Annotated in this window: 18 protein-coding genes; 9 read left to right on the forward strand and 9 right to left on the reverse strand. The window is 63.8% G+C overall.

All coding sequences use genetic code 11. The annotated features are described in order from the left end of the window. Nucleotides 1-100 precede the first annotated feature (100 nt). Complete coding sequence (locus TS85_RS22035; protein WP_162184754.1) at nt 101-1,009, forward strand: endonuclease/exonuclease/phosphatase family protein; 909 nt, start codon at nt 101-103, stop codon at nt 1,007-1,009. Here TS85_RS22035 and rfbA read toward each other — a convergent pair. Genes rfbA through rfbC form a run of 4 tightly spaced genes read right to left on the reverse strand, consistent with a single transcriptional unit; the run spans nt 973 to nt 4,399 of the window. Beyond that, on the reverse strand, nt 973-1,848 hold the full coding sequence (gene rfbA / locus TS85_RS22040) for a glucose-1-phosphate thymidylyltransferase RfbA (protein WP_044335109.1): 876 nt from the start codon (nt 1,846-1,848) through the stop codon (nt 973-975). The genes TS85_RS22035 and rfbA overlap by 37 nt on opposite strands. After that, a complete protein-coding gene (rfbD, locus tag TS85_RS22045; protein WP_044335111.1) occupies nt 1,845-2,759 on the reverse strand; it encodes a dTDP-4-dehydrorhamnose reductase in 915 nt (304 codons plus the stop codon). The genes rfbA and rfbD overlap by 4 nt, the downstream gene beginning before the upstream one ends. A 3-nt stretch (nt 2,760-2,762) precedes the next feature. Next, nucleotides 2,763-3,821 (reverse strand): dTDP-glucose 4,6-dehydratase, encoded by a 1,059-nt coding sequence (gene rfbB / locus TS85_RS22050; RefSeq protein ID WP_044335113.1) that lies wholly within the window; start codon nt 3,819-3,821, stop codon nt 2,763-2,765. Further along, nucleotides 3,818-4,399, reverse strand: coding sequence for a dTDP-4-dehydrorhamnose 3,5-epimerase (gene rfbC, locus TS85_RS22055; RefSeq protein ID WP_044335115.1), 582 nt, complete (start codon nt 4,397-4,399; stop codon nt 3,818-3,820). Before rfbC ends, rfbB begins: the two co-directional genes overlap by 4 nt. Before the next feature lie 400 nt (nt 4,400-4,799). Here rfbC and TS85_RS22060 point away from each other — a divergent pair, with 400 nt between their 5' ends. From TS85_RS22060 to TS85_RS22070, 3 genes are read left to right on the forward strand one after another with little or no spacing between them, the layout of a single operon-like run. Further along, entirely contained in the window at nt 4,800-6,248 is a 1,449-nt protein-coding gene (locus TS85_RS22060) for an exopolysaccharide biosynthesis polyprenyl glycosylphosphotransferase (protein WP_162184755.1), read from the forward strand. 3 nt (nt 6,249-6,251) lie between these two features. Continuing rightward, a complete protein-coding gene (locus tag TS85_RS22065) occupies nt 6,252-7,664 on the forward strand; it encodes an O-antigen ligase family protein (protein WP_044335119.1) in 1,413 nt (470 codons plus the stop codon). Nucleotides 7,665-7,689: 25 nt separating this feature from the next. Next, nucleotides 7,690-8,106 (forward strand): MucR family transcriptional regulator, encoded by a 417-nt coding sequence (locus TS85_RS22070; RefSeq protein ID WP_162184756.1) that lies wholly within the window; start codon nt 7,690-7,692, stop codon nt 8,104-8,106. Nucleotides 8,107-8,187: 81 nt separating this feature from the next. Here TS85_RS22070 and TS85_RS22075 read toward each other — a convergent pair whose 3' ends face one another. Beyond that, nucleotides 8,188-8,406, reverse strand: coding sequence for a hypothetical protein (locus TS85_RS22075; protein WP_044335124.1), 219 nt, complete (start codon nt 8,404-8,406; stop codon nt 8,188-8,190). Nucleotides 8,407-8,996: 590 nt separating this feature from the next. Here TS85_RS22075 and TS85_RS22085 point away from each other — a divergent pair. Further along, a complete protein-coding gene (locus TS85_RS22085; RefSeq protein WP_044335128.1) occupies nt 8,997-10,259 on the forward strand; it encodes a hypothetical protein in 1,263 nt (420 codons plus the stop codon). A gap of 21 nt (nt 10,260-10,280) precedes the next feature. On the opposite strand, the gene TS85_RS25660 is transcribed toward TS85_RS22085, so the two are convergent. From TS85_RS25660 to TS85_RS22095, 3 genes are read right to left on the reverse strand one after another with little or no spacing between them, the layout of a single operon-like run. Continuing rightward, nucleotides 10,281-10,445: a hypothetical protein gene (locus tag TS85_RS25660; RefSeq protein WP_155006526.1), complete on the reverse strand. Its 165-nt coding sequence runs from the start codon at nt 10,443-10,445 to the stop codon at nt 10,281-10,283. Nucleotides 10,446-10,488: 43 nt separating this feature from the next. Beyond that, nucleotides 10,489-10,914, reverse strand: coding sequence for an acyl-CoA thioesterase (locus tag TS85_RS22090; RefSeq protein ID WP_044335129.1), 426 nt, complete (start codon nt 10,912-10,914; stop codon nt 10,489-10,491). 2 nt (nt 10,915-10,916) lie between these two features. Continuing rightward, nucleotides 10,917-12,125 (reverse strand): LL-diaminopimelate aminotransferase, encoded by a 1,209-nt coding sequence (locus tag TS85_RS22095; RefSeq protein ID WP_044335131.1) that lies wholly within the window; start codon nt 12,123-12,125, stop codon nt 10,917-10,919. 127 nt (nt 12,126-12,252) lie between these two features. On the opposite strand from TS85_RS22095, the gene phaC reads away from it, so the two are divergent. The 4 genes from phaC to TS85_RS22115 all read left to right on the forward strand — a co-directional run bounded on the left by phaC (nt 12,253) and on the right by TS85_RS22115 (nt 16,710). Next, complete coding sequence (gene phaC, locus TS85_RS22100; protein WP_044335133.1) at nt 12,253-14,004, forward strand: class I poly(R)-hydroxyalkanoic acid synthase; 1,752 nt, start codon at nt 12,253-12,255, stop codon at nt 14,002-14,004. Between the two features lie 53 nt (nt 14,005-14,057). Continuing rightward, nucleotides 14,058-14,876, forward strand: a complete 819-nt coding sequence (locus TS85_RS26290) for a phasin family protein (RefSeq protein ID WP_265102103.1) — start codon at nt 14,058-14,060, stop codon at nt 14,874-14,876. A 133-nt stretch (nt 14,877-15,009) separates the two neighbouring features. Then, complete coding sequence (gene clpS / locus TS85_RS22110) at nt 15,010-15,372, forward strand: ATP-dependent Clp protease adapter ClpS (protein WP_044335137.1); 363 nt, start codon at nt 15,010-15,012, stop codon at nt 15,370-15,372. A gap of 408 nt (nt 15,373-15,780) precedes the next feature. Continuing rightward, nucleotides 15,781-16,710, forward strand: a complete 930-nt coding sequence (locus TS85_RS22115; RefSeq protein ID WP_044335139.1) for an IS110 family RNA-guided transposase — start codon at nt 15,781-15,783, stop codon at nt 16,708-16,710. 339 nt (nt 16,711-17,049) lie between these two features. Here the strand turns inward: TS85_RS22115 and TS85_RS22120 are convergent, their stop codons facing one another. After that, nucleotides 17,050-18,075, reverse strand: a complete 1,026-nt coding sequence (locus TS85_RS22120; protein WP_044329648.1) for an IS110 family RNA-guided transposase — start codon at nt 18,073-18,075, stop codon at nt 17,050-17,052. Nucleotides 18,076-18,314: the final 239 nt, after the last annotated feature.

Genomic DNA, 18,314 nt, shown 5'->3' on the forward strand with positions numbered 1-18,314 from the left:
CAAAATTTCCGTAAAAACGGAAGTTGACATTATGGGTCTGCGGGAAATAAATATCATTTCTACGGCACGTTGGAGCGGCGCGGCGCTCTTTTGCATGATATTGGCTTGGTATCTCGCCTTCACGGCGTTTGGCGACCGACCCCCGTATCTGGGCTATGTGAACGCCTTTGGTTTCTGGCTTGGGCTCGGCGCGCTGCTTGCCGGCGTCGCGCTGGCAATCGCGCGTGCCTGGCTCGCGGCTGCGGGTGCCGTTGCGCTCGCGCTGGTCGTCCTCAGCCATGGCGGGGTGGCATTGCACCGCGGGCGCGATGCGCCGCCGGCGTCCGGCACGGCCCGGGTCCGTCTGGTGACGGCCTCGCTTCGCTCGCTGAACGACGACATGGAGGACGCAGCACGGATGCTCCTGTCCTTCCGGCCCGACATCATCGCAGTCCAGGAAGCCGATCCCGGGCCGCTTCTCGCCGCACTCGATCGCCGGAGCGGCGGGCGCTGGCAGATGGCGCGGCTTCGCAACGAGGCGGTGCTGTGCCGCTGCCCGGTCGAGGGCGCCGCCGGCGACGCGAAAGTGCTTCGCGCGACCGCGCGGCTCGCATCCGGTCCGCTCACCATCTGGAGCGTCCATGCGCCGAAAAGCTATGGCCGACCGCTCGAGCTGTTGCGCTTTTCCGACGCACTGCGCGCGGACATGCTCGCGCATCAGCCCGGAATCGTCGCGGGCGATCTCAACGCCACGCCGTGGAACGACGGCTATCGTGCGCTCGCCGACAGCTATTCCGATGCGTGGCTGAAGGCGGGTTCGGGCCCGGGTTTCACATTCCCTTCGCGAGCCCGCCGCGCCGGCTGGCTCTTTCCCTATCTGCGGCTTGATTACGTCCTCGCGTCGCCGACCCTCGATCCCGTGCGGGCGTCGACGGGCGTGGCGAGCCACGGCGCCGATCATTTGCCGCTCGTGGTCGAGTTCGCGGTGCCGCATCACGCCGCGACCGAAGCCGCGATGTTGAGCAGGTAGCGGCCGTAATCGGTCTTGCTGAGCAATGCGCCGCGCCGACGCAGCTGCGCCTGATCGATATAGCCCGCATCGAATGCGATCTCCTCGAGACAGGCGATCAGCACGCCCTGGCGCTTCTGGATCGCCCGGACATATTCCGATGCTTCGATCAGGCTTTCATGGGTACCGGTGTCGAGCCAGGCGAAGCCGCGCGAGAGCGATTCGACATACAGCTCGCCGCGCTCGAGATAGAGGCGGTTGAGATCGGTGATCTCGAGCTCGCCGCGCGCCGAGGGGCGGAGCTGTTTCGCAAATTCCACGGCGCGCGAGTCATAGAAATAGAGCCCGGTGACCGCGGCGTTCGATTTCGGCTCGAGCGGCTTCTCCTCGATCGAGAGTGCACGCCCGTTGGCATCCAGTTCGACCACGCCATAGGCGCGCGGATCGTCGACCCGATAGGAAAAGACCGTCGCGCCTTCGGTGCGCGTACGCGCGGACGCCAGGCGCGCGTCTAGGCCCGCGCCGAAGAAGATATTGTCCCCGAGGATGAGCGCAACGGGGTCGCCGGCGATGAAGTCCTCGCCGATCAGGAACGCCTGTGCCAGCCCGCCGGGCTCCGGCTGCATCGCATAGCGGATCGACAGCCCGAATTCTGCACCGTCACCGAACAGCTTCTCGTAATTGCCGAGATATTCCGGGGACGAAATCAGCAGGATATCCCGGATGCCCGCCAGCATCAGCACCGACAGCGGGTAGTAAATCATCGGCTTGTCGTAAACCGGCAGCAATTGCTTGTTCACGGCCATGGTCGCGGGGAACAAACGCGTCCCCGATCCGCCGGCAAGGATAATCCCCTTCACGATATGGTTTCCCTGTTTGGTGCAGATTGGACCGGGGACGGCGTGACGAGGGTCGCGACGATTTCCGCGATCGCGACCTGCCAGGGGCGGGTTTGCAGGCCCCAGGTCTCCATCGTCAGCGCGGTAGCCAGGCGCGAATTGGCCGGCCGGCGGGCGGGCGTCGGATATTCGCTGGTGGGGATCGAGACGACATCGGCGAATGGTCCGCCGCGCAGCCGGCTCTCGGCGAATATATGGCGCGCGTACGCATCCCAACTCGCTTCGCCGCTATTGACGAAGTGCCACGTGCCCGATGGCGTTTCCGGCTCCGCCATCATCCGGCGCGCCATGGCGAGCAACGCGTTTGCCAGATCCGTCGCACTCGTCGGCGAACCATGCTGATCGCCGACGACGCGGACGGTATCGCGGGTTTCGGCGAGGCGCAGCATGGTCGTCACGAAATTGTTGCCGTGCGCGCTTGCCAGCCAGGCGGTACGGACGATCGCATGGCGCGGGGCTCCGGCCCGCACTGCCTGCTCGCCGCCCTCCTTGGACGCGCCGTACACGCCCAGCGGGCGCACCGGATCGGTCTCGCGATAGCAATCGCCCTGATCGCCGGAAAACACGTAATCGGTCGAAACGTGCAGCAGTGGGACGTCGCGTTTCGCAGCGTGGGACGCCAGGATGGCGGGGCCGAGCGCGTTGGCCGCCCATGCGTCGATCGGTTCGCCTTCGGCGCGATCCACTGCGGTATATGCGGCGGCGTTGATGATCGCCCCGAACGAATGCCGGGCCAGCACGCGGCTAACCGAATCCGCATTGGCGAGATCGAGGATCGGGCCGCAGCCGCGCACGTCGTCGCCGCCCAGGCGCACAAGCTCGCGCCCGAGCTGGCCGGTTTCACCGATGATCAGGATGGGAGCCGCCCCCATGGCTCAGGCGACCTTCAGCCCGAGCCGTTCGCCGGAATAGCCGTGCGCCGAAACGGCGCTCCACCAGCGTGCGTTGTCGCAATACCAGCGAACGGTCTGTTCGATGCCCTGCTCGAAATCATAGTGCGGCGCCCAGCCGAGTTCGCGCTCGATCTTGCTGCAATCGACGGCATAGCGCTGATCGTGGCCGGGCCTGTCGGGGACGAACCGGATCTGGTCCCGATAGCTGCGGCCATCGGGTCGCGGTCGCAGCCGGTCCAGCGTGTCGCAGATCGTCTGAACGACCGACAGGTTCGAACGCTCGGAGCGACCGCCGATGATGTAGCTCTCGCCCGGCGTGCCACGCTCGAAGACCCGCTCCAGCGCGCGCACGTGATCGTCGACGTGCAACCAGTCGCGGACATTCGCACCCGTGCCGTAGACCGGCAGCGGCTCGCCGCGCAGGCATTTGAGAATCACCAGCGGGATCAGCTTCTCGGGAAGCTGGTAGGGTCCATAATTGTTCGAGCAGTTGGTGATCAGCGTGGGCAGGCCATAGGTGTGGTGCCAGGCCCGGACCAGCATGTCGGACGCGGCCTTGGACGCCGAATAAGGCGACCGCGGATCATAGGGCGTGCTCTCGACGAAATGCCCTTCCGAACCCAGCGAGCCGAAAACTTCGTCGGTCGAAATATGGTGCAGCCGAAACCGCGTCTTTCCCTCCGCCGACAGACCGCGCCAATAGCAAAGCACCGCCTCGAGGACGCCGAAAGTCCCGACTACGTTGGTCGTCACAAAGGCGCCGGGGCCATCGATCGATCGATCGACGTGCGACTCCGCCGCGAGGTGGGTGACGATGTCGGGCGCGAAATCGGCGACCAAGCGGGTCATTGCCGCGGTATCGCGGACGTCGGCGTGCGCGAACGCATATTGGGAACTGTCCGCAGCCCCAGCCACCGACGACAGATTGCCGGCATAGGTCAGGGCATCGACGTTCAGCACCTGGTGCGAACTCTGCGACACCAGATGGCGCACGAGCGCCGATCCGATGAAACCGGCGCCACCGGTAACGAGAATCCTCACTGGATGCCTTCGACCATGACCCGCGCGCCCCGCGCTTCCTCGCCATAGACGAACGGACTTTCGAACTCGGCCAGCGTGGGCAGGTCCCAGTCCTGTCTGGAAATAATCGGATCAACCGTCAGCGGCCATTCGATCGCGAGGGTAGGGTCGTCCCAACGGATTCCGTTTTCGAATTCACGGGAATACTTATTCGATATCTTGTAGAGTACTTCAGTATCCGGCTCGAGCGTCATGAACCCATGCCCGAAACCAATCGGGATATAGAATTGCGCAGGATCGTCGTCGCTCAATTCGACGACGACCGGCCTGGCGAAGGCAGGAGAACCGCGCCGAAGGTCGACAGCCACATTCAAGATGCTGCCCCGAACGCACCGAACAAGCTTTGCCTGGGCGAATGGCGGCATTTGAAAATGTATCCCACGAATCGTGCCGACCGATTTGAAATATGAATGATGGTCTTGGTGGAAATGATCATGAATGCCGTTCGCGCCAAACCACTCCTCGCTATATATTTCCATGAACCATCCGCGGTCATCGAAATAACGAGTTGGTTCTAGCAATTTAGCTTGGCTGATCATGACATACTCCAACTCGGCTAAGGGCGGTTCTTGATTTCGTGATATTGCCCCGGGACAGCGCGGTGAGGTCGAGGCCATTCACAGGACGTGATTCGAACCTTTGCTGCGGCGCATTATCTGGACAGAATTGGGCCGCTAGGCATCTACAGAATTGCTTATTCCACCGCGGCCGAAATGAAATATGTTGCGACGCGTCAAATGCGACGGTCCTTACCTCCCCCAGGGGCGCCGAGACGGTGTACCGAGGGGAAGCGCGTGACAACTGTGAGACTGTTGTTCGCGTCGCGAGGGGGAAGCATAGGAATTATATTGTTCTGTAAGTTTGAAGATGGGTCTGCCTTTATTTAGGACAGATTTCCATTATTTGCGTGTCCGCTTCCGGGGGAGCGAAATGCTTAAGGTGTCCGACGTAGATTTTGGCGATTTTTCAAGTAATCATGGAAATGGCCCTGACGCGCGCGACGACGCGCCTTCGCCGGCGCTTGCAATGGAAGCGCGGCGTGCGCCGCTGGCGCTTCGCTCGAAAGAGCATTTGCGCCTTTGGGCCGCAGCGGGCCTGATTGCTCTTGACGTGATCGGCTTGCTGGGTGCTGGCATCGCCGCGAATCTCCTCGCCGGAACCTCGCTGGGCGACCCAGGTCCCTCACGATACCTGTTCGTATTCGGTCTGCTTGTGCTGATCGTGTCAGGCGCGCGCGGGACCTATTCGGTCAATGCGGTGCCCGACCGCCGCAGCGCCGCCGGGGACGTGCTTGTGAACATCCTCGTGGCTTCGGTGCTGCTGCCGACCACGCTATTCCTGGTGGGCGACGCCGATCGGATCCCGCGGACCCTGTTTTTGACGCAGATCCTGTTTTCGCTGGCATTGCTGGGAGTGGCGCGGCCGCAATTTGCATTGGCGGCGCGTCGGCTCGCGGGTGGCAGCTTCACGAGCCAGGTGCTGCTCCTCGATGGGGTGGAGGTCACCCCCGAACGCCACACGATCGCAATCCACGCGGATTACAGCCACCTGAAAGCGCACGCGCTCGACCCGGTGCTTCTCGACCGAATCGGCCAGGCGCTCAAGAATTGCGATCGCGTGCTGCTTGCATGCAGGCCCATGCTGCGACCGCAATGGGTCGAACTGCTCAAGGGCTTCGACATCGATCTCGAAGTTCTGTATCCGGAATTGAAGGAGATCAGGCCGCTCCAGCTCGGCTCCTATGCGGGTCATCCTACGCTCCAGATCCGGTGCAAGGCGCTGAGCCTGCACGACAGGATATTGAAGCGCGCGCTCGATCTCGTGATCGCCGGTTCGGCCGTGATCCTGCTTAGTCCGCTGCTGTTGGTGACGGCGGTTGCAATCAAGCTGGACTCGCCGGGCCCGGTGCTGTTTCGCCAGCCGCGCATCGGGCGGAGCAACCGCCTCTTCGAGATCCTCAAGTTTCGCAGCATGCATACCGCTCAGGAGGATCGCAGCGGCGCTCAGTCGACGCAGCGCGTGGACCGCCGCGTGACGCGGGTGGGTGCTATCATCCGGCGGCTGAGCATCGACGAGTTGCCCCAATTGTTCAACGTCATCCGCGGCGAGATGAGCATCGCCGGCCCGCGGCCCCATGCGATCGGATCGACCGCGGAGGACCTGCTCTTCTGGGAAATCGAAGCCGCGTATTTCGAGCGCCACTCGGTCAAGCCCGGAATGACCGGCCTTGCCCAGATTCGCGGGTATCGCGGCGCCACGGAGCGCAGATCGGATCTGTCGCAGCGGCTGCAGGCGGACCTCGAATATCTTTCGGGATGGTCGATCTGGCGCGACGTCTGGATCATTGCGCGAACCGCGGGCGTGTTTGTGCAGAAGAACGCATTTTGAACGATGCGTAAGTCGTCGCAGCATTTCGACAGTCCGCTGATCGCAAGCGCGGGTGTGGCGACCCGCGCCGGCTCGCGCAGCGGCAGGTCCGGCGTGGGCGCGGAGGATGCCGCGCGCCGCGATACCGCGCCGCTCGTCGCCGCGACTGCGCTGCTGGCGACCGCCTTCTTTTTCGGCGGGACCGCTGCATTCTATCCGCTCGGCGAATTTGTCATGGGCGTAGCCGGCGTCGTGGCGCTGCTGGTCTATGCGCTTTCGGCTCGCGAACGCCCGGCGCCCTTGCTCGTGGCGGGGCTGGCCGTGATCCTTTTGCTGCCGATCGTGCAGCTGGTCCCGCTCCCGCCCGCGCTTTGGCAGGCGCTGCCGGGCAGCGCGCTGGCGCTTGCAAACCGAAGCGCAGTCGGCGCGGCGTCGCTGTGGTGGCCGGCCAGCGTTGATCCCGAAGCAACGATGCGGTGCGCGGTCGCCACGCTCGCGCCCGTCGCGATGTTTCTGCTCACGCTATGCCTTTCGGAGGTGTCGCGGCGTCGGCTCGTGCTGGTGTTGATCTGCCTGGCGCTGGCGTCGTTTGCGCTGGGCCTCGTACAGGTCGCCACGCGTGATCCCTCGGCGTATTTCTTCGTCAACGATCATTTCGGCCTCCCGCTCGGGTTGTTCGCCAACCGCAACCATCAGGCACTGTTCCTGGCCGTGGGCGCCGTCGCGGCGGCGGGGTTCGCCCGGTACCCCGCGCCGCGTGCCGCGCCGCTTGGGCGCGTGGCGGCGATCGCTGCCGCGCTGCTTCTGGCCGGGGGCGTCGTTGCCACGGGTTCGCGGGCGGGCGCGGCATTGCTGGTGCTCAGCGCAGTGCTCGCCGCGGCGATAGCGGGGCGCGGTCGCTGGACCGCGGGCGCCGCGCTCATGGGGTTTGCTGCGCTGGGCTTGGTGGCGGTGGTGGCGCTGCAAACCGACGCGGGGAGCCGGCTTGCCGGGCGGCTGACGGGTACGGACGAACATGCGCGCGCCGACAATTGGGGATCGGCGATCGCGGCGCTGCGCATGCATATGCCGTTGGGGACGGGAATGGGAACATTCGTGCCGGTCAACGCGGCGGTCGAACCGCTATCCGCAGTGAGCAGTCACTACGCCAACCATGCCCATAACGACTATCTCGAACTGGCGATCGAGGCAGGCTTGCCGGGTCTGGCGATCGCTTTGCTGGCCTGGGTCGCCTATGGATTCGCCGTATCGCGATTGTTGCGCGTTCGCCGGCCTCCGGCAGCGATCGATGCCGTCGCCGCGCTGGGCGTGGGCGCGATGCTGCTCCACGCTATCGTGGATTATCCGCTGCGAGTGCCGATGCTGTCGCTGGAGTTCGCGATATTCGCGGCCCTTTTGGCAAGCGCCGGGACCAACACCGCGAACCCATCCAAATGAGACTTTACAGTGACGAGGAATGTGCGTGAAGAACGATCCACCGCAACGGGATTTCGCGGCCCTTACGGTTACGCTGCTGTCTTCCTTTCTGTCGCACAATCGGGTGAGCACCGGGGATTTGCCGCAATTGATCGTCGCGACTCATGGCGCTTTGCGTTCGATCATGAACAAGCCGCGCGCGGTGCCGAGCGATGACCAACAGGAGCAGTTGCTGCGCGCCCGCGTGATCCAGCTGAGCCTCGCGTCGCCATCGCACATTATTTCCATGGTCGACGGCAGGCCGTATCGTACGCTGAAACTGCACATCGCCACGCATGGGTTGACGCCCGACGAATATCGCAAGCGCTATAACCTGCCCAGCGATTACCCCATGGTTGCCCCGGAATATTCGGAAGCGCGGCGGCAAATCGCCAAGCGTCATCGGCTAGGGCATAAGAAATAAAAGGAAACGACGCCGCCCGATGCTTATCACATGAGGCGGCGTCGCTATTTTTCGTAGAGTTAGGACTTGTCCGGCTAACCTTCAGGGGCTGTCAGGGGTGTCATCGACGATGTTGATGACTTTGGCCGATTCCAATATCGTGGCGGTCGCCACGAGTAATGCGGCCAATTCGGCGGTGCCCATCCCGAGGAAGCCTGCCGTGACGCCCGGGACGACGACAGCCGCGCGCGCCGGTGCAACGGAAAGCGTCGCCGACGCCAGCAACAGAGGCGCCATCATGGCCCATTTCTTCAACATCATTCGCCTCCTAAAATCGCCTGGAGCATAAGGCAAAACTATGGGCGCGCACAATGCGGCGGCCATCTCGATCTACGCAATCTTGAGTAGGCGCCCCGCCGAGCTAGTCGCGTTCGGAGAGGCGATGCGCATCGCGACCGAGCGCGGCGAACACCCGGTGGGACTGGCGGCCGTGGAACGGATCACGCTGACCGGCTTCCGGTTGATGGAGCACAGGGTCTGCATCGGGCCTGGGTCGATGCCGAGCAGCGATCCGTGCAATTCCCGGATACCAAGTCGGACGCGCAGGTTCGTGCGATCGGCGCGCCTGCGGTGCACCTGCTTTGCTCGCAGCCCATCGCCTCGATCCGCTCTCGCATAGCGACTTTCTGTTCGCGGTACGGGACTGGATCGCAGCGCGAGCGGGAGCACGGGCAAAAGGAGCAGCTGATTGGTCTCATTAAAGCCTAACGACCTGAGAGCGGCAACATCCCCTGAAGTGCTTACTCAATAATGGAAAGCACTGTCCGCTGTATTCCCGTGTCCGCGATCGCGCTTTCAAAGTACTGAACTCTATTATAGCTTCTTCGCATGTTGGAACGGAGTGTTGGCTCATGATGCTACGCATATTGGCGACGATGCTGTTGCCGCTCGGTGTGAGCGCCTGTTCGGGACAGCATGTGATGTTCGCCCATCCGAACACCATTCCCGATGCGCCAGGCGAGGCGCGAGTCTTCCTAGATGCCAGAGGGGATCTGTATCCGAAGTCTGGCCTGCCGGCGGTGTACGTTCTGCCCGAGCGGGCGAATGGCAGCCTCTTCGAAGCCGCCCGGGGCGCCGACCCTCAGCTTTGCCGAGACGTTGGCTTCGATACTGAGATGGCTGAATTGTGTGCGGCTGTCGCGCCCGCCTGCAGCGGCACTTCGACCGAGGCTTGCTTCGAGCGATGGGAGGGGGTGCAAGCAAGTATCTGGAAGCGGCGAGGTGAAGCCATTGCAGCACGCTTCTCGCAAAGTCGCGAGCCGACAATCGGCGTTCTAATACACGGCTTTAACAATTGGTACCGGGAGAGCCAGGCAAACTACGCGACCGCGGAAAAGCAGTTTCGCCGGTTCCAGCCTGACGGGCGAGATGTGTTTTTTGTCGAGGTCTACTGGGACGGCTGTCGGGGCAACGACAAGGGGATCGGGTGCTGGGGCAAGGCGCAGTCAACCGGGCCGCTGGCCGGCTTCGCGCTGCGGCAGCTGTTCAATTCAGTCACGGAGGCGCGGCCACCGGTTGCCCCTCAACTGCACTGGCGCGTTCTCACCCATAGCTCGGGCGCGTTCGTTGCCGGGGCGATTTTCGGGGACCCTATCGCTGCGCTTCCGCAACTCCAGGATCCGACTACCAATCGCTGGTATGCACGGTTCGCCAAGCATCGGACGAGTGATGCCGGTCCGACACGGATTCCACAGCTTGCGAACGTCAAGCTCGGCATGTTCGCACCGGCGACACCCGGCATCACATTCAGCGGCACGCAGGCGCACCGCGGCGGCATTCTCACGCGAGGGCTGACAGTGATGACTGTCGTGCAGCGTGACGACAGCGCGGTGAACAAGCTCTTCATCGGATGCCAACGGTTCGGCGCGTCTTGCCTTGGAGCCAAGCGAGAGCAGGTGTGCGCCCTTCAAAGCGCAGTCGCTTCGAGCGGCACGGATGCCACAGTGATAGGGTATGACTTCACGCGCCCCAAAACGCTGTGGGGGAACGAGACGGACCTGCACGATTACTCCGTTTACGTGCGGCAGGCGGCCGACAAGTCCACGTTCTTCCGAGATTTCATGCTGACCGGACCGCTACCGGAAGACGCCGGACTCCTGCTTGTGTGTCCGTAACGTCCGCCTCTGCAGGGACCGTCACGAGAAGTCGGCGATGTCGGCGGGCTGCATTGGGAGAAGAGAGGCCGGCGCGATGTCCTGCGCGACCAGTCCTGCAGCCCGGACGATCACCTGGCGCTGCCCGGAAACGGCGGCACCATCGACTTTACCCTGGACACGCCTGAGCGGCTCGATGCCTGGCATGCCGCCGGGGTCGCCAATAGCGGGCGGGCGATCAAGGATCCGTCTAGAGCTTCGTCTCCAGCGCCAGCAGCCGCGCCCGCACTTCCTCCGGGATCGGTACCGCCCGCCGCGCGTCCAGATCGACATGGACGCTCACCAGCTCGACCTGCGCGTGCAGCGCGCCGGTGTCGGCGTGGCACAGGTCCACGCGCATCGTCATGCTCGAATTGCCGACGCGGTCCACCCGCACCCACGCCTCGACCATGTCGTCGAAGCGTAGCGCCGCCTTGAACTCGACGGTGGCGCGGACGACGTTGAATTCGGCCTGCGTCCATATCGGGCCGAGATCGCCAAGGTCGGCCCAGCGCCAGAATTCGGTGATCCCGGCGTCCGCATATTCGAGATAGCGCGAGTTGAAGACGATCTTCTGCCCGTCGATCTCGGAATAGCGGACGCGGAATCGGGTGGAGAACCGGAACCCTTCGCGCAAGCTCAGCCTGCCTTTGCGCTCGGCGTGTTGACGCCCATCGACTGGAGGTATTTGCGGACGTTGCGCGCGGCCTGGCGGAGGCGCTGTTCGTTCTCGACCATCGCGATGCGCACGAACCCCTCGCCATTTTCGCCATAGCCGACGCCGGGGGCGACCGCGACCTTGGCCTCGGTCAGCAATTGCTTCGAGAATTCGAGGCTGCCGAGATGCGCGAGCGCAGGCGGCAGCGGCGCCCAGGCGAACATGCTGGCGGGCGGGGCGGGGATGTCCCACCCAGCGCGGGCGAAGCTTTCGACCAGCACGTCGCGGCGCTTGTGGTAGAGCTGGCGGTTGCGCTCGACAATGTCCTGCGGGCCGTTGAGCGCGGCGCAGGCGGCGGCCTGGATCGGGGTGAAGGCGCCGTAATCGAGGTACGACTTCACCCGCGTCATCGCCGCGATCAGCTTGGCATTGCCGACTGCGAAGCCCATCCGCCATCCGGCCATCGAATAGGTCTTGGACAGCGACGTGAATTCGATCGCGACGTCCTTCGCGCCCTTGACCTGGAGGATCGAGACGGTCGGCTTGCCGTCGAAATACAGCTCCGAATAAGCGAGGTCGGAGAGGATCCACACCTTGTTCTCACGCGCCCACGCCACCAGCCGCTCGTAAAAGGCGAGGTCCACCGTCTCCGCCGTCGGGTTCGACGGGTAGTTGACCACCAGCACGCTGGGGCGCGGCACGGTGAAGTTCATCGCGCGCTCGAGGCTCTCGAAATAATGCTCGTCGGGCGTGGTCGGCACTGCGCGGATCGTCGCGCCCGCGATGATGAAGCCGAAGGTGTGGATCGGATAGCTGGGGTTGGGCGCGAGCACGACGTCGCCGGGCGCAGTGATCGCGGTGGCGAGGCTGGCCAGCCCCTCCTTCGATCCCATCGTCACGACGACTTCGGTCTCGGGATCGACATCGACGCCGAAGCGACGGCCATAATAATTGGCCTGGGCGCGGCGCAGCCCGGGAATCCCCTTGGACTGCGAATAGCCATGGGCATCGGGCTTGCGCGCGACTTCGCACAGTTTCTCGATCACATGGTCGGGCGGCGGCAGGTCGGGATTGCCCATGCCGAGGTCGATAATGTCCTCACCCGCCGCGCGCGCCGCTGCCCGCATCGCATTGACTTCGGCGATGATATAGGGGGGCAAGCGCTTGATGCGGTAGAAGTCTTCGGACATTTCCTCGGCTTTCGGGGGTTTGAATGCGGCACCAGGCGTGCCGTGCGCGGGTTTCTACGCGATAAGTGCGGCTGCGGGAATGACGAGTTGCACAGGGCGCGCTAAAGCGGTGCCTGGAGAGGGACACATGGCCGAAACCGCGACGCCGACAATGGAAACCCCGGCACTGCCCAGCCTGGAGGATCTCCAGCACTGGACCTGGGTATTGGGCCGTGCGCAGCAGCTGATGCTCGAGCACGGGATGGACGTCGTCGAGCACGTTCCCGCCGCGCCGCCGTTCGGCGCGATGCTCGATCCGACCGCCGCGATGCGCGCGACTGCGGGCTTCTGGGCCGACACGATGCAGCTGTGGCAGCGCTTCGTCGACCCCGCGCATGCCGCACCGTTCGAGGAAACCCCCGAACAGGCGCGCGATAAGCGCTTCAAGGCGCCGCAATGGCGCGAACAGCCGCTGTTCGACTTTATCCGCCAGAGCTATTTCGTGATCGCGGACCATATGCTGAAGGGCGTCGACGCGCTCGAAGGCGTCGATCCGCGGCAGAAGGAGCAGATCCGCTTTGCGACCCAGGGCGTGATCGACGCGATCAGCCCGACCAATTTCCCCGCGACCAACCCGGTGGTGCTCGAACGCATCATCGAGACCAAGGGCGAGAGCCTGATCAAGGGGCTCCAGCACATGCTGGCCGATATGCAAAAGGGCCAGATGACGCAGACCGCCGAGGGCGCGTTCGAGCTGGGCCGCAATCTGGCGATGACGCCGGGGAAGGTCGTCAAGCGTACGCCGCTGTATGAGCTGATCCAGTACGCCCCGGCGACCGAGAGCGTGTACAAGACGCCGCTGGTGATTTTCCCGCCCTGGATCAATCGCTTCTACATCCTCGACCTGACCCCCGAGAAAAGCTTCATCCGCTGGGCGGTGGCGCAGGGGATGACGGTGTTCGTGGTGTCGTGGAAATCGGCCGACGCGTCGATGAAGGACGTGGTGTGGGACGATTATGTCGAGCGCGGCCAGATCGACGCGATCGATACCGTACGCGAGTTGCTGGATGTGGAGAGCGTCCACGCCATCGGCTATTGCGTCGCGGGGACGACGCTGGCGGCGACGCTGGCGGTGCTCGCGGCGGGGGGGCAGGCCGATCGGGTGAAGAGCGCGACCTTCTTCACCGCGCAGGTCGATTTCTCCGAAGCCGGGGACCTGCGCGTCTTCATCGACGACGACCAGCTTGCGATGATCCGCAGCCTGGGGGCGGAGGGGTTCCTCGACGGGCGCTATATGGCGGCGACGTTCAACCTGCTGCGCGGGCGCGACCTGATCTGGAACTATGTCACCCAGAATTACCTGATGGGGCAGGATTATGCGCCGTTCGACTTGCTCCACTGGAATTCGGACGTCACCAACTTGCCCTCGGCATGGCATCTCAGCTACCTGACCGACCTGTACCGCGACAACAAGCTGATCGTGCCCGGCGCGCTGGCGATCGGGGGCACGCCGATCGACCTGACCAAGGTCGCGACGCCGGTGTATATCCAGGCGGGGCGCGAGGACCATATCGCGCCGCCGAACAGCGTGTGGAAGATCACGCACTATTTCCAGGGGCCGCTCAAATTCGTGCTCGCGGGATCAGGGCATATTGCGGGCGTCGTCAATCCGCCTGCCTCCGGGAAATACCAGTATTGGACCAACGGCGAAAAGGTGGGAACGCTGGCGGAGTTCATCGCCGGCGCGACCGAGACCAAGGGAAGCTGGTGGCCCGACTGGGCTGCGTGGATCGACTCGATCGACGCGGAAAAGGTGGATGCAAAAGATGCACGCGTCCCCGGTAAGGGGCGGCTGAAACCGATTGCGGATGCGCCTGGAACCTATGTAACTACAAGGTAATCCAAGGGAATTTCCCCCACACTGTAATTTTTTGTGCACTGCACAAAAAGCACTTGCGTCCGACGCAATGGCCTCTTAGATGCTGCATTGCAGCAACTAGTCAGGGGACCGAGTACATGGCCACCAACGGACCGAAGACCGGCGCGCCCAAGCCCGCCGCTCCGAAGCCTGCGGCGCGCGCCACGAAGCCGGCCGCGCCCAAGGCGAAAGCTGTTGCCGCCGAGGTTGAGAAGCCCGCGCCGAAGCCGAAGGTCGAGGCAATCGCCCCGGCCCCGGTCGTCGAGCCGGTCCCGGCCCTGGAGGCAGCGTCGCAGGAAGCAGTGAAAACCGTCAAAGCCGTGGCCGAGCCCGTCGTCAGCGCCGCCGCGGAAATCGCACCCATGCCCGCCGCCGCCGTCGAAGCGGTTGCCGAGCCCGTCCTGAAGGAGACCCGGATCATGGAAACCATCGAAAACACCACCGCCAAGGCGCAGGCTTTCTTCGCCGATTTCAACGACCGCACCAAGGCTGCCGTCGAAAAGTCGACCAAGCTGGTCGAAGAAGCCAATGAGTTCGCCAAGGGCAATCTCGAAGCCGTCGTCGAATCGGGCCGCATCACTGCCAAGGGCCTCGAAGCATTCGGCCAGGAAGCTGCCGAGTATAGCCGCAAGCAGTTCGAGCACGCCACCGCCGTCATGAAGACGCTCGCGACCGTCAAGTCGCCGACCGAATTCTTCAAGCTCCAGAGCGACTTCGTTCGCGGCGCGTTCGACTCCTATGTCGCCGAAGCGTCGAAGAACACCGAAGCGATGATGAAGCTTGCCGGCGACGCCGCGCAGCCGCTGTCGAACCGCATCGCGATCGCCGCCGAAAAGGCAAAGATCGCCGCCTGAGTATTCAGGCGCGAACATCGAAGGGGCGGCCGCTCGCGTGGCCGCCCCTTTTTGCATGCCGGGCCGCTCTACACGTTTTGGACGCGTCGCCGCCCTTGCCTCCAGGCCGCGGACGCCATATTTTCAGGACGTGATGGCCGACACCCCCAATCCGATGACCCGCATGGCCGACAAGCGCGAAGGCGACGACGACGGGCGCGACCCCTCGGTCGGCCTGGCGACGCGCACCCGCACGCGCACGAAGAAGCCGACGCCGTATCGCGTGCTGATGCTCAACGACGATTACACGCCGATGGAATTCGTCGTGCTCGTCCTCCAGCGCTTCTTCCGGATGAACATGGAGGAGGCGACTCGCGTGATGCTCGCGGTGCACCAGCGTGGCGTAGGGGTGTGCGGGGTGTTCAGCTATGAGGTTGCCGAGACCAAGGTGGGGCAGGTGATCGAGTTCGCGCGGCAGAACCAGCACCCGCTGCAATGTACGCTGGAGAAGGCTTGAGGGCGGTTGTTGGGTTGTGGACCGGTAGCGCCTTCCGGAAGACGGTCCGCAAGCGGTCTTTCCGATCCTCACCCGCCAGGGAGCGGCAGGTTGGATTGCCCCCGGCAATCCAAGATCATGCCGGGGGCATGATCGACCTGTCGCTGTTGTAGGCGCAGCCTGACGGTGGGGGCGGAAGCGCATCGCTCCGTGCCAGCGTCCTCCCCCTTGTATCTGGACGAGCACGGCTCGTTTCTGCTGGAAGCGACTGAGCGCCGGTGTGGGTGGCCACCCACACCGGCGTGGCGGCGATGTCGCCCGTTCCCCCTCAGGTGCTCACCCGCGTCGGAGCCAGGGATCATCGCCGTTGTCACGCACGACCGAACAGTCGGTTGATTCTCAATCGCACAGACAAGTCAGGTTACCGTGATGCGCAACCTTTGTGGAGTGGATGTTTCCAAAGCCTGGCTCGATAGCTGGTCCGCCGGACGATATCAGCGTTTCGCCAACACGGCAGAAGGCGTCGCGCAACTGCTCGCCTTCTGCCGCGAACACAGTGTCGAACTGGTCGTGATGGAGGCGTCGGGAGGTGTTGAGCAAGCGGCCTTCCTGGCGCTGTGGAAGCAGGGTCAGCCCTGCGCCATCGCCAACCCCAGGGCCGTTCGCAGCTTCGCCGACGCCATGGGTAATCTGGAGAAGACAGATCGCATCGATGCCGAGATGATCGCCGGTTATGCCGATGCCAGACAGCTGGTCGCCACGCCTCCGCCGTCTGAGGATCAGCGCCGGCTGACGGCACTTACGGCCAGATTGCGCCAGGTTACCGCCGATCTCTCGGTCCAGAAGCAGCGGCTGCACAGCACCAGTGAGCCCACCGCATTGGCGAGCCTGAAGGAGGCGATTGCCTTTTTCAACCGCCAGACCAAGGCGCTTGCGGCCGAGATCGCGGCGCTGATCACCGCCGATCCGCTCTGGGCCGAACTCGACAAGACCATTCGTTCGATCAAGGGCCTTGCCGACAGAACCGTTGCCGTCCTGCTCGCCGACCTGCCGGAACTCGGCACCCTCTCGAACAAGGCAATCGCCAAGCTCGCGGGCCTTGCTCCCCTCGCCAACGACAGCGGACAGCGCAATGGCCGGCGCCGCGTTCGGGGCGGAAGGCCTTCCGTCCGATCGATCCTCTACCTCGTCGCCGACGTCGCCAGAAAATACGACGACGATCTCGCCAGCTTCCGCGACCGGCTGCTCGCACAGGGCAAGGCGAAGATGGTCGTCCGCATCGCTCTCGCACGAAAATTACTCGTCAGGCTCAACGCAAAAGCCCGCGATGCACGCGAGCAAATGGCCCATGCCCTTTGACAAACCAGATAGTCGCTCCGACGCCTTCGGCGCCACCTCCCCCTGGCGGGTGAGGATCACGTAACGGCAACTTCCGCCCCATGTGTGGACGGCTCTCCGTTGGCAAGGGTTTGCGAGCGGATGCACTTGGTGGTCGGTGCGGCCATGTGTCCGGCCTTTGATGCGGCTGTCGTTGCCGCTGGCCATAATGCCTTCCGCGGACCGGATCCCTGATCAATTGCTCGCACTCGGGGTGCGGGGGCGTAGTAGGGTGGTCTGATCCGGCGGTGTCGACCGGCTTTCGTGCAATAGCTCCTTTGCCCTTTCCAACCTCGCAGCGCAGCCTTCAGCCGCGCAGTCTCATGCGGCGACGGCCATCGGCTCGCGATAGCGTTCTCCGTGCATCATCATGGCCCATGCAATCCGGGCGTTCTTGTTCGCCAGTGCGATAGCAGCAACCTTTGGCTTGCGGCGCTCGATCAGGCGGACGAGCCAGGTCCGGCGCGTGCTCTGCATTGCGCGTCGGATCACGGCCATGGCGCCTGCGAACAGCATCTGCCGCAGATAGCGATTGCCGGCCTTGGTGATGGACCCCAGCCGCTCCTTGCCGCCGGATGAGTTTTGCCGTGGCACCAAGCCCATCCACGCTGCCATGTTGCGGCCGCACCGGAAGACCGACGGGTCGGGCACGCATGCTATCAGTGCTGACGCCACCAGCGGCCCGATGCCGGGTACTTCCATGAGACGACGACCAAGCTCCGTCGAACGGGCCAGGCCGAGGACCTGGCGATCATTCTCGAGGATCTGCTGCTTCACCAGCTTCCATTGGGCAACGAGCATCTGCAGACACTGACGCGCTGCTGCAGGGAGACGCGCATCGGCCGCATCGTCGATGACCTCGAGCAGCCGGTCGACGCCACGGCGCCCAACCGGTGCGACGATCCCGAACTCCGCCATGTGCGCACGAATGGCATTGGTGAGCATCACCAGCTGACGGTTGAGCATCAGGCGCACCTTGTGCAGCATCATCGCGCTTTGCTCCTCGGGCGCTTTCGGCGCAACGAAACGCATGGTGGGGCGAGTCACTGCCTCTGCGATCGCCTCGGCATCGGCCATGTCGTTCTTCTGGCGCTTCACATAGGGCTTCACATATTGGGCAGGCATCAGCCGCACCTCATGGCCAAATTTGGCGATCTCGCGAGCCCAATAATGTGACGTCGCGCAGGCCTCGATCCCGACCAGACAGGGCGGCAGCTTTTCGAAGAACGGCAGCAACCGCGCCCGCGTCAGCCGCTTCTGCAGAATGGTTGTGCCGGCTTCATCCAGCCCATGCAGCTGGAAGACCGACTTCGCGATGTCCAATCCGATCACATGTACGTTCGCCATGGCACTTCTCCTCCATTCGACCGGAGCAGATTAGATCGACTCCGCGGTGATGGAGAGCCGTCCACGGCATCAATTGCAGTCTCTTTCCGCATCTTGCAACTTTCCCGAAAGCGGATGATGACGGTCGTATGTGGTGGAAACTCACATTCCTCGGGATTGTCACGGCGGGGCTGATCTTCTCGTTGATCCCAATCCGCACTCATGCGGTTATGATCGATCCAGCTAGTCCACCGCCCCCG

This window comes from Sphingomonas hengshuiensis, assembly GCF_000935025.1.
GTDB classification, from domain to species: Bacteria; Pseudomonadota; Alphaproteobacteria; order Sphingomonadales; family Sphingomonadaceae; genus Sphingomonas; species Sphingomonas hengshuiensis.

What these genes read in the sequence shown, in the direction of transcription:
- rfbD (WP_044335111.1), bottom strand. Translation starts at nt 2,759, where the DNA reads ATGGGGGCGGCTCCCATCCTGATCATCGGTGAAACCGGCCAGCTCGGG.
- rfbC (WP_044335115.1), bottom strand. Translation starts at nt 4,399, where the DNA reads ATGATCAGCCAAGCTAAATTGCTAGAACCAACTCGTTATTTCGATGAC.
- TS85_RS22065 (WP_044335119.1), top strand. Translation starts at nt 6,252, where the DNA reads ATGCGTAAGTCGTCGCAGCATTTCGACAGTCCGCTGATCGCAAGCGCG.
- TS85_RS22075 (WP_044335124.1), bottom strand. Translation starts at nt 8,406, where the DNA reads ATGATGTTGAAGAAATGGGCCATGATGGCGCCTCTGTTGCTGGCGTCG.
- TS85_RS22085 (WP_044335128.1), top strand. Translation starts at nt 8,997, where the DNA reads ATGATGCTACGCATATTGGCGACGATGCTGTTGCCGCTCGGTGTGAGC.
- TS85_RS25660 (WP_155006526.1), bottom strand. Translation starts at nt 10,445, where the DNA reads ATGCCAGGCATCGAGCCGCTCAGGCGTGTCCAGGGTAAAGTCGATGGT.
- TS85_RS22095 (WP_044335131.1), bottom strand. Translation starts at nt 12,125, where the DNA reads ATGTCCGAAGACTTCTACCGCATCAAGCGCTTGCCCCCCTATATCATC.
- phaC (WP_044335133.1), top strand. Translation starts at nt 12,253, where the DNA reads ATGGCCGAAACCGCGACGCCGACAATGGAAACCCCGGCACTGCCCAGC.
- clpS (WP_044335137.1), top strand. Translation starts at nt 15,010, where the DNA reads ATGGCCGACACCCCCAATCCGATGACCCGCATGGCCGACAAGCGCGAA.
- TS85_RS22115 (WP_044335139.1), top strand. Translation starts at nt 15,781, where the DNA reads ATGCGCAACCTTTGTGGAGTGGATGTTTCCAAAGCCTGGCTCGATAGC.
- TS85_RS22120 (WP_044329648.1), bottom strand. Translation starts at nt 18,075, where the DNA reads ATGGCGAACGTACATGTGATCGGATTGGACATCGCGAAGTCGGTCTTC.